We start from the raw sequence: 10,154 nt of genomic DNA on the forward strand, positions 1-10,154 counted from the left end.
AATCCGATGGAACCGGATATCCGAAAGCGAATTCCATACTGTGGGAGTGGATTTCACCGAACGCAATGCCCTGTTCGACGAGGCGTCGAAGGTGCTGTCACTGCACTGGAGCGAACAACCGTTCGACTACACCGGCCGCCATTTCAGCGCCCGCGACGTGGTGGCGCGACCACGTCCGGTGCAGCAGCCCGCCCCGATCCGGATCGGCGGCAACTCCGCGCCGAACCGGCAGCGACTCCTGGGCCACATCGGGGGTGGTTCAACCGGCCCGGGACGGCCGGGCCGATCACGTGCCGCTACGAATACTGTGTGGTGAGCAGTCGTAGCGGATCGGTGCGGATACCGAAATCGGTGCGCAGGGCGTGACCGGCGGCGTACAAACCGCACATACCGTGCACCCCGCCACCGGGTGAGGTCGCCGACGAGCACAGATAGACACCGTCGAGCGGGGTGGCGTAGGCGTTCCAGCGGGGAGCCGGACGGAACAGGGTCTGGCCGAGGGACATGGCGCCGACGGAGATATCCCCGCCCACGTAGTTGGCGTTGTAGGCGGGCATTTCGGCGGCCGTGCGGATATGAGTGGCCAGGATCAGATCGCGGAAGCCGGGGGCGAAACGTTCGATCTGGGCGATGACCTGTTCCCGGATATCGAGGTCCGAGCCATTGGGCACATGGGCGTAGGTGTAGAGGGTGTGCTTTCCGGCGGGAGCGCGATCGGGGTCCACGATATCGGGTTGGATGACGATGAGATACGGGCGCTCGCTGTGTTTCCCCTCGAGAAGGGTGTATTCGGTGGCCAGGGCCTCGGCGCGGGTACCCACCACGTGCAGTGTCCCCGCCTCCGCACAGCCCGGGGCCGCCCAGGGCACAGGTCCCGACAGCGCGAAGTCGACCTTGGTGGCGGCCCCACCGTAGCGGTAGCGGGTGAGCGTACGCCGGTAGCGGGCGGGTAGCCGATCCCCGGCGATGCGCACCAGTTCGGCCGGGGAGATATCACAGAGGACGGCGCGGGCTCCGGTGAACTCGTCCAGGGAATCCACGCGATGCCCGGTGATCACCCGCCCGCCGCGCCGCCGCAGATCGTCGGCGAGGGCGTCGACGATACGTTGACTACCACCACGCGGAATGACCCAGCCATCGACATGCGCCAGGGTGGCCAGCAGTGTTCCCGCCCCTACCGCGGGCAGCGCTCGGGGACGATCGATCACATGCGCGGCCACTCCGGTGAACAGCGCGGGCGCGATCCGACCGTGGAATCGCACATTCCACAGCGGCGACCCCTGCTCGAGCATGCGCAACCCGAACCGGATCGCGGCGGCCGAGATCGGGATATGCCGCATATCGGACATGGCCACATCCACCACCGCCCGCCACTCCCGCACCAGGGGCGCAAACAGCGACCGCCACGCTTTACCGTCGGGACCCAGTTCCGCAACCGTACGGTCCAGGTCCCGCCACGCCACCCCCGCCACCCCACCGTCCAGCGGATGCGCGTACGAGGCTTCCGGCGCCAGGAGCTCCACTCCGTGCGCGGCGAGATCGAAGGCCCGGAAGAACGGCGATGCCATGGCCATGGGATGTGCGCCGGCGCAGATATCGTGCCGGAAACCGGGCAGGGTCACCTCCGCCGTCCGACAACCACCGCCGAGGATGTCGCTCGCTTCGTGGACCTCGACCTCGAGCCCCGCAGCGGCCAGGATCACCGCGGCCGCGAGACCGTTGGGGCCCGAACCCACCACTACGACATCAGCCATTTGCGCTCCCGACTCGGTACTTCGACGATACCGCCCTTGTGGAGCCGTCGGTTCGCCTCCTGGAAGACGAGGTACCGGGGCCCGCCCTCGCATTCCGCATGAATATGCAGATGCGGCTCACCGGAATTACCGGAATCACCCACGGCACCGATCCGCCCACCGGCGGTCACGAACTGATCTTCCGTCACCATAACGCTCCCTCGCCGGAGATGGGACAGGCAGATCGACTCCGCTCCATTATCGGTTACGACCTCGTGCCCACCGCCACACCCATCGCTCGGTCCTTCCGGGTATTCATCTCGGTGACACCGGCGGGAATTCTGTGAGCCGTAAGGGCGCCTGAGCGATGTCTGTTTCCGGACCCGCCGGGACCTTGGTCGCGAATATCCAGTGGACCAGATTGTTCATCCGGGCAGGATGACCGGAAGTTCTACTGTTTCCACCCCGAAGTACGCTTCGGCCTTCGAGAGCAGCAGTTGCGCCCAGCGGGGCCCCGACCGCTCTCAGCGTCCCGTCCAACGCAGCGGGCGTTTCTCGGCGAAGGCGGCCGACCGATGGGCGCGTTCGTTCTCCTGCTCTTCACCGGGGCACCCGAGTGCGTTGGAAGAACCACCCCTTTCCCGGAAACAGCACCCTGAATCCCGCCCTGCCTTTGCGCATCCTCGACGAGAGGAAATCTCCCTCGCCGCGCCTCCCTTCCCGCGCGACCACCTGAGGCGCCCTACCCGCCGAGGCGGCCGTCGGATGCGCGGCGCTCGTCGCCGCCCGAAATTACCGGCAGGTGCTGGGCGGAATCGGCTTCACCGCCGAACACGAATTCCACCGACACTACCGACGGGCACTGGTGCTGGGCGCCCTCCTGAGCAGCACCGCGAGCCCACCCGCGAAGCGGGTGCCATCACAAGCTCGGTTACGCGCCCCGCCTCGCCCACCTCCGACCGCCTGTCACCGGGGAAAAGAACCATCGGCCCACTCGCCCCGAGCATGCCGGTCGGGACGAAACCGTCGCGGCCGTCGACACAGGACGCACGGTCGCGCGAGGTCCACCGATCGAGCACAGCGCGAAACGAAGACCCCGGGTACTCATCCGACCGAGGCTCAGTCCTGTCCACGCAGGGTGTGACCGAAGAGCGCGACGAGCTCCCGGTGGTGTCGCTCGGCCGCTTCGGCGTCGTATTCGGCGGTGTCGATCTGGGTGAAACCGTGCGCGGCACCGGAATAGACCTCACTGCGGGCCCGTACCCCGCCGGCGGCGAGGGCCTTGTCCAGCGTGTGGATCTGCTCCGGTGTCATTCCCGGATCCTCGTCGGCGAATGCGAGATACACCTGCGCGGTGATATCCCCGACGACACCCTCGACACTCGCATCCGTATCGCCGACGAGATTGCTGCCGTGGAAACCGGCGGCGGCCGCCACCCGATCCGGATACGCGGCGGCGGTCCGCAATACGAGCCGCACCCCCATGCAGTATCCGGTCAGACCCACCGGCCCCTCGGCCACCTGCGGCGCATCGCGCATCCATGCCAGGTATGCACCGGCATCCCGAACCAGGTCGTCGGTATTCGTACCCCGAAGAGCCGTAACGATCCGCTCGAACACCTCGGCACGGTTGTCCGGGCCGATGAACTCGGGCAGGTCGAAAACCGGTGCGAGACCAAACCGATGGAAAATATTCGGCACCAGCACGGTATAGCCGCTCGAGGCGATACGATCGGCGACCGCCCGTAGCGCGGGTCGTATTCCGAACGCATCCTGGAACAGCAGGACACCGGGGTAGGCGGCGCTGTCGTCCGGGTGGACCAGATAGGCGTCGGCCGTCCCGTCCGGGGTCGGGATGTCCACCGTCGTGCCCCGCACATCCGTCATCGTGGTCGGCCTTCCGTGTCCGTGGCTCTTTCTGCAGATCGTACGGACCGGCTCCGTGGCGCGGCCGCGTCGGGTCCGCGGTCCGCTTCGGCTTCCGGTCGGTCCGTTCCGGCCATGGCGTCGAGGCGGCGGGCGAGCGCGGCGGCGGCCTCACACAGCTCCGCCGGCTCGAGCACCTCCACGTCGAAACCCATCCCCACCACGTGCACGGCCAACCGGCCCAAATCGTCCCCACCGACGACGAGCACACACCAACCGTCGTGGTCGTCCTCGACGCGCCCCACCTGTGGCGGCACCAGCTTCCGCACCTGGTCAGGGTGGGCGCGCACCCGGATCCGGGCCAGGTACCGGTACGGCGCCTCGGCCACCGACCGTTGGACATAGCCGGCCGGATCCGGATGGTCCCTCGACCGGAAATGCCAGGTCGTCGCCACCACGTCGTGCATGCGATCCAGACGGAAGGTGCGCCAGTCATCCCGGTCGACATCCCAGGCCATCAGATACCAGCGCCAGTTGGTGGCAACCATCCGCACCGGCTCGACGGTGCGTTCCCGCTCCTCACCTGCACGTCCGGCATATCGGAATCGCACCCGCACGGCATCCCGGCAGGCGCGCGCGAGCGTCACCAACAGTTCCGCATCGATCTCGGCTCGGGGTCCGGCCAAGGTCTCGGTGGCTCCGTGCACCGCACGTACCTCGGCACGCAGGCGGGGCGGCATCACCTGGTCGAGTTTGGTGAGCGCCCGCAATGCCGCCTCACCCGCCCCGGCGACGGTGCCACCGGCCGCCAAGCGCAGGGATACCGCCGTCGCGATCGCTTCCGCATCGTCGAGCAGCAACGGTGGCAGCCGGGCTCCGGCACCGAGTCGATAACCGCCACCGACACCGGCCGCCGCCTGCACGGGATAGCCGAGCGCCCGCAGCCGCTCCACGTCCCGACGCACCGAGCGATCGGTGACACCCAGTTCGGCGGCGAGTTCGGCGGAGGTCCAGGACGGACGGCGTTGCAGCAGTTCCAGCAGCCGCAACACCCGCTCGGTGGTTCCCTCCACGCTCACCCGAATATCGTGTCACGAATCGCGGAACGAATCTGTCCGCAATAGGCGTAATGCTGTTCCCATGACCGATCAAGTCTGGAATCCCGTACTCCGAGATCAGGTGGACTGGTTGTGGACGAACCAGCTACGCGGCCGTCTCGACGGACTCACCGACGACGAGTACTTCTGGGAACCGGTGCCCGACTGCTGGAGTGTGCGGCCCCGCGGCACCGGCACCGCGCCGGTACAGGGCGGGTCCGGCGCGATGACCGTCGACTTCGCGTTCCCGCAGCCCGATCCACCGCCGTTCACCACGATCGCCTGGCGGCTCGCCCATGTGATCGTCGGTGTGCTCGCGGTCCGCAATGCCGCGCATTTCGGCCGCCCGGCCACCGACTACGGGTCGTTCGAGTACGCCGCCACGGCAACCGAGGCACTGGCCCAGCTCGACCGGGAATACGCCCGGTGGAGGGCCGGGGTCGAATCGCTCGGCGAAAGCGGTCTGGCCCGGCCGTGCGGACCGGCGGAAGGACCCTACGCCGACCTTCCGATGGCGACACTGGTGCTGCACATCAACCGCGAGTTGATCCACCATCTGGCCGAGGTATGCCTGCTGCGTGACCTCTACCTGCACACCCATCGAGCAACCCTGGTAGGGAGCGAACCGCGATGACCCGCGATATCCAGATCACCTTCGACTGTGCCGACCCGGCCGCATCGGCGGCGTTCTGGGCCGAGGCCCTCGGCTATCGACCACAGGACCCGCCCGAGGGATTCGACTCGTGGGAACAGGCCTTGGACGCCATGGGCGTACCACCCGAGCGCCGTAACGACGCGGCGGCGGTGGTCGACCCCGAGGGCTCCGGCCCGCGGCTTTACTTTCAACGAGTACCGGAAGGCAAGCAGCGCAAAAATCGCGTACACCTCGATATACGGGCCGCTCCCGGGCTCGTGGGCGAGGAGCGGATGGCGGCATTGGAGACCGAGGCCGAGCGGCTTGTCTCCCATGGCGCCACTCGACTGCGCCGTCACGAACCCGCTCCCCCACTCGATGCCGGTCATATCGTGATGGCAGACCCCGAGGGCAACGAGTTCTGCCTCGACTGATCCGTCACGGACGACTCCGCGATGTCGACATGCCCGCGGCGCGGCCCTTCGGTCCATCCCGCCGCGCGTGGGGATTCCGCCGTAGCCATGCCGTGAGCATCACGCCGAGCGGCCGCACTCCCCTCGCCGCCGTGCATCGCCGACGAGGTGATGACCGAGCTGCTCGCCCCGTTTTCCCGGACGAACGCCGACAGTTGCACGATCTGCTCGCCCGGTTCATCGACCACGCGGCCGAAAAGGACGGATACCGCGGCCGACCGGACCGCGAGTTCGCGGTCCGGTCGGCCCCCACTCGCGACTATCCGGAAACGGCACCGGAGGCGGGTAGTTCGTCCGTTTTCCGCCGCAGTGTCGGCGACCCGATCTCCACTTCCACTTCGTCTCGGCGCATGTGCATGTCCCACAGCGCTTCCGCGAGCCGATCCGGATCGACCCGGTCCATCACCAGCCCATCGGCCCCGTCCACCGGCAGCCCCTCGGGATCGGCATCCACCAGCGCCGCCGCTGCGCTGCGTTCGATCAGATCACCGATCAACAACGCCCCCACATATACTCCCCGCGGCGTCAGTTCCCGATGCAGCGCGTGCAGATGATTGCGCAACGCCGCCTGGGCCAACCCGACACTGCCGGTCATGGGTTCCGGGTATTTCGACGCCATTCCCAGTGCGTACAGCAGTGACCCGGTGCCACTTTCGGCCATGGCCGGCCATACGGCGCGCGCCACCGCGACCGGCGACAGCAGATTGAACGCCAACTGCTCCCGCAGCAGTTCCGGTTCGACGTCCAGGGTCGCGGACACACTGGTGCCCAGGCCGTCCGGACCGTAGTAGGCCACTTCGAGCGGGCCGAGTCGGCGGGTGATCCGCTCGACCACACTCGCCACCCCGGCGTGGTCGGCGAGATCGGCCGGAAAGGCCTCGGCTCTGATCCCTTCCCCGGCAAGGGTTTTCACATACGCGGCCAACTTCCGCTCGGTCCGGGACACCAGCGCGACCGATAGCCCTGCACTCCCGAATCGGCGCGCCACGGACAGTCCGAGCGCCGGACCGGCGCCGAAGACCGTAACCACTCCCATGGACTCCACCCTCCTAAGTTGAGAACCACCTCGAGTTATGCAGACTACCCCTAAGTTGAGGATGGTCTCAACTTATTTAGAATGAAGGTATGCCGACCCGGAGCGACTCCCGAGGACTGCGCAGCGACGCCCGCCGCAACCGCGAGCAGCTCATTGCCGCGGCCCGGACCGTCTTCGCGGACAAGGGGATCGACGCTCCACTGGAAGCCGTGGCGCGCGCGGCCGGGGTATCCATCGGTACGCTCTACAACCGGTTCCCCCGCCGGGACGACCTGGTCGCGGCAGCCTGCCTCGACCTGGTGGAAAACGGCATCACCGTAGGCGAACGCGCGCTGGCGATGCCCGATCCCTGGGAAGCGTTCACCTGGTTCCTGACCACCGTCTGCGAACTCCAGGTGACCGACCGCGGCTACGCCGACGTATGCGCTCGCGATTTCCCCGACACACCGGCCATCGGCGAGGTGAAACAGCGCGCGAGCCGGAACTTCGACTCGATCCTGGCACGGGCCAAGGAATCCGGCGACCTACGCTCGGACTTCACCGCCGAGGACGCGGCGCTGGCCATGGCCGCGGTGGTGCGCACCGCGGAATTGTCCCGACCCGATGCACCTGATGCCTGGCGGCGGCACCTGACGTTCCTGCTCGACGGCCTCCGGGCCTGCGCCGCACATCCCACCGACCCACCCCCACATGCTCCGAGCACGGTCGATCCACAAAAGGATGATATCACTCTCTTCAAAAGAGAGTGATATTCTCAAAAATCGAAATGAAGGCAGGTCGGGCGTCCGAGGGCAGGGCCGGCTCCAGTAGAGTGCATTCATGTTCTCCACACATGGGACCGAGTTGGTCGACCGGTGAGCAACCCCAGCGAAGAGCCGGCCTGGAAGCAACGTGCGGTTGAACGCTCCATCAGAACCGCCAAGCTGCGCGCAGAGCAGCGTGTGCAGCGTTTCCTCGATGCCGCCCAGGCGATCATCGCCGAGAAGGGCACCACCGATTTCACGGTCCAGGAGGTCGTGGATCGGTCACGCCAGTCCCTGCGTAGCTTTTATCTGCAGTTCGACGGAAAGCACGAACTGCTGTTGGCCCTGTTCGAGGACGCCCTCAGCCGCACCGCGGACCAGATTCGAGCCGCTGCGAGCGGTAAGGACGACCCGCTGGACCGACTGCGCCTGGCCGTCGAGTTGCTCTACGCGCTGTGCCGCCCCGACCCCACCGCACAACGGCCGCTGTTCACCGATTTCGCCCCTCGGTTGCTGGTCACCCATCCAACCCAGGTCAAGGTGGCACACGCGCCGCTGGTGGGTCTGTTCACCGAACTGATGACCGAGGCCGCCGAGGCGAATCTGCTGCGCCCCGAGGTGAATCCACGCCGGATGTCCGCCATGGTGATACAGACGGTCATGTTCACCGCACAGTCCAGCGGCGGCGACGACGAAACCGGCGACCCGATCACGGCCGAGGAGGTCTGGGACTTCTGTTCGCAGGGGTTCACCCGGAAACCGTAGGAGAACATCACTCTCCCCCATCGAGAGCTATGGCTTACATTGGGGCATGCCCGTTCTCTGGATCGGAGCCGCTCGGTCCGCATACGACCCGGCCGGACCGGTGGCCCCGTCGAGACCCGGCGGTCGCTCCCGGGCCACGCCGCTAGGATGGGTGTTCCGGCCGCATCGGTCGGTGAACGACGACGCCGACCCGCGGCGTGTTCCGGGCAGTTCGGCGAGCGGGTGGTATCTCTATGACGATCTCGACCTTCCAGAGCGACGACCTCGGCGTCACCGAGGAATTCCTCAGCTCGACCTATACCCGGATCCGGATCGGCAGCGACTCTCGACATCCCCGGGCCACCATCTCTCGTATCGATTCCGGAACTGTGAGTGTGGACGATGTCGCCTTCGATTTCGAAATGGATTATCGGGCAGATCCATTGGGGAAGGTGTGCCTGTGCAGTATGGAGACCGGCACGATCGAAGCACGTCTCCCCGACTGCTCGAACGATACCTTCGGCCCCGGCGACACCGCCCTACTCGCTCCCCTCGAACTGCCGTTCTCCGGAACACTGCACCACGTGCGTTACACGATCGCCATGTTCGATCCCCGGTTGCTCGACCAGGTGGCCGAAAGCCACCCCGGCCGGGAGCGGGAACCCGTGCGATTGACCGGCCACCGGCCCGTCTCCGCCGCAACGGCTCGCTCACTGCGCGATACCATCGCCCACTTGCGCGATAACGTCCTCGCCGACCCGCTCCTGCGCAGCGAACCCCTGGTAGTGGCCAACGCCACCCGGTATCTGGCCGCCATCACCTTGACCGCGTTACCCAACAACACGCACACCGAGCCCACGAGCACCGATACCCACGACGCCCACCCCGACACTCTGCGCCGCGCCATCGCCTATCTGGACGCGCATATCGCCGAGGACATCTCGGTGGCCGATATCGCGTCCGCCGCCCATGTCACCATCCGGGCCGTACAGCTGGCGTTTCGCCGGCACCTGGACACCACACCGATGGCCTATCTGCGTCGCATGCGGTTACAGGCCGCACACGAGCAGCTGCGCGCCGCCTCCCCCGAGAACGGCCAAACCGTCACCGCGATCGCGGCCCGCTGGGGGTTCGCGCATCCCGGTCGCTTCGCCGCCGAGTATCGACGCGCCTACGGCCGCAGCCCCAGCGCGGTCCTGCGCGGTTAGGGCCGCGAAACCGCCCATCGCATGGACTCGGCGAAACGATCGGCGGTGTCGACCAGCACGGGAACAGGCTGGTCGGAGAAGGCGCCCACCCGACCCGTGTACAGATCGAACACGGCCACCGCGGTGCCGTCGACGAGCACCGGCAGGCAGTAGACCGACCGGATACCCAACAGTCGTAGCTCGGCCGCGCATTCGGTCCATAGCGATACCTCGTGTAGGTCGCCCACCTCGATGGACCTGCCGGTGGACCGAACGTCCCGGTTCGGGGAGGCGCCCGCGATGATCTGGGCCTCCTCGGCCAGTTTCGCGCTGAGCGAGGTCCAAGCGGCCACCCGGGGCTCGTTGTCGAGCCACACGGTCACCCCGACCATGACATCCATCGGAAGCCGTTCGGCGAGCGGGACCATGAGGTCGGACAACTCGGCGTGCCAGGTAGGAGCGGCCCCACGCACGGCACCATCGCACCCACCGGTCACCACGGTCGTGTCGCCCACCAGTACCTCCATCCCGGTCGATCCCGTTCCCCGGCCGGGCGCCGGTATCGCATATCGGCTATGACACGCTGATACCTATACCATGCCGACCACTGCCATTTCGTCAGTCACCCTCGGCGAAGACCT

11 protein-coding genes and 2 pseudogenes are annotated in these 10,154 nt (G+C 67.1%); 7 read left to right on the plus strand and 6 right to left on the minus strand.

Annotation, left to right across the window (positions count from 1 at the left end):
* The first annotated feature begins 46 nt into the window (after positions 1–46).
* On the plus strand, positions 47–316 hold the full coding sequence (locus tag ON32_RS19200; RefSeq protein WP_040792315.1) for an LLM class flavin-dependent oxidoreductase: 270 nt from the start codon (positions 47–49) through the stop codon (positions 314–316).
* Here ON32_RS19200 and ON32_RS19205 read toward each other — a convergent pair.
* On the minus strand, positions 297–1,754 hold the full coding sequence (locus ON32_RS19205; protein ID WP_040792316.1) for a phytoene desaturase family protein: 1,458 nt from the start codon (positions 1,752–1,754) through the stop codon (positions 297–299). The two genes, ON32_RS19200 and ON32_RS19205, sit on opposite strands and share 20 nt — an antisense overlap.
* A complete protein-coding gene (locus ON32_RS30565; protein ID WP_083874648.1) occupies positions 1,739–2,155 on the minus strand; it encodes a peptidoglycan DD-metalloendopeptidase family protein in 417 nt (138 codons plus the stop codon). The genes ON32_RS19205 and ON32_RS30565 overlap by 16 nt, the downstream gene beginning before the upstream one ends.
* 317 nt (positions 2,156–2,472) lie before the next feature.
* On the opposite strand from ON32_RS30565, the pseudogene ON32_RS30205 reads away from it, so the two are divergent.
* Positions 2,473–2,689, plus strand: a pseudogene (locus tag ON32_RS30205) (acyl-CoA dehydrogenase family protein); the annotation flags it as partial.
* Positions 2,690–2,852: 163 nt separating this feature from the next.
* Here ON32_RS30205 and ON32_RS19215 read toward each other — a convergent pair.
* Positions 2,853–3,620, minus strand: coding sequence for a dienelactone hydrolase family protein (locus ON32_RS19215; protein WP_040792318.1), 768 nt, complete (start codon positions 3,618–3,620; stop codon positions 2,853–2,855).
* Positions 3,621–3,727: 107 nt separating this feature from the next.
* Positions 3,728–4,678 (minus strand): annotated as a pseudogene (locus ON32_RS19220) (helix-turn-helix transcriptional regulator); the annotation flags it as partial.
* Positions 4,679–4,739: 61 nt separating this feature from the next.
* Here ON32_RS19220 and ON32_RS19225 point away from each other — a divergent pair.
* Both ON32_RS19225 and ON32_RS19230 read left to right on the plus strand, forming a co-directional pair.
* Positions 4,740–5,330 (plus strand): DinB family protein, encoded by a 591-nt coding sequence (locus ON32_RS19225; RefSeq protein WP_040792319.1) that lies wholly within the window; start codon positions 4,740–4,742, stop codon positions 5,328–5,330.
* Positions 5,327–5,764: a VOC family protein gene (locus tag ON32_RS19230; RefSeq protein WP_040792320.1), complete on the plus strand. Its 438-nt coding sequence runs from the start codon at positions 5,327–5,329 to the stop codon at positions 5,762–5,764. The genes ON32_RS19225 and ON32_RS19230 overlap by 4 nt, the downstream gene beginning before the upstream one ends.
* A 298-nt stretch (positions 5,765–6,062) precedes the next feature.
* Here ON32_RS19230 and ON32_RS19235 read toward each other — a convergent pair whose 3' ends face one another.
* Positions 6,063–6,839 (minus strand): SDR family NAD(P)-dependent oxidoreductase, encoded by a 777-nt coding sequence (locus ON32_RS19235; protein ID WP_051133455.1) that lies wholly within the window; start codon positions 6,837–6,839, stop codon positions 6,063–6,065.
* A gap of 89 nt (positions 6,840–6,928) precedes the next feature.
* Here ON32_RS19235 and ON32_RS19240 point away from each other — a divergent pair, with 89 nt between their 5' ends.
* The 3 genes from ON32_RS19240 (at position 6,929) to ON32_RS19250 (ending at position 9,534) form a co-directional block, all read left to right on the plus strand.
* The gene (locus ON32_RS19240; protein ID WP_083874650.1) at positions 6,929–7,588 is read left to right on the plus strand and encodes a TetR/AcrR family transcriptional regulator; all 660 of its coding nucleotides are present in this window, start codon (positions 6,929–6,931) and stop codon (positions 7,586–7,588) included.
* Positions 7,589–7,693: 105 nt separating this feature from the next.
* Positions 7,694–8,347 carry a TetR/AcrR family transcriptional regulator gene (locus tag ON32_RS19245; protein ID WP_040792321.1) on the plus strand — a complete coding sequence of 218 codons (654 nt, stop codon included), beginning with the start codon at positions 7,694–7,696 and terminating at the stop codon, positions 8,345–8,347.
* Between the two features lie 233 nt (positions 8,348–8,580).
* A complete protein-coding gene (locus ON32_RS19250; RefSeq protein ID WP_040792322.1) occupies positions 8,581–9,534 on the plus strand; it encodes a helix-turn-helix transcriptional regulator in 954 nt (317 codons plus the stop codon).
* Here the strand turns inward: ON32_RS19250 and ON32_RS19255 are convergent.
* The gene (locus ON32_RS19255; protein ID WP_157224246.1) at positions 9,531–10,028 is read right to left on the minus strand and encodes a GAF domain-containing protein; all 498 of its coding nucleotides are present in this window, start codon (positions 10,026–10,028) and stop codon (positions 9,531–9,533) included. The genes ON32_RS19250 and ON32_RS19255 overlap by 4 nt on opposite strands.
* Positions 10,029–10,154: the final 126 nt, after the last annotated feature.

Source organism: Nocardia paucivorans NBRC 100373 (assembly GCF_000308675.1).
GTDB classification, from domain to species: domain Bacteria; phylum Actinomycetota; class Actinomycetes; order Mycobacteriales; family Mycobacteriaceae; genus Nocardia; species Nocardia paucivorans.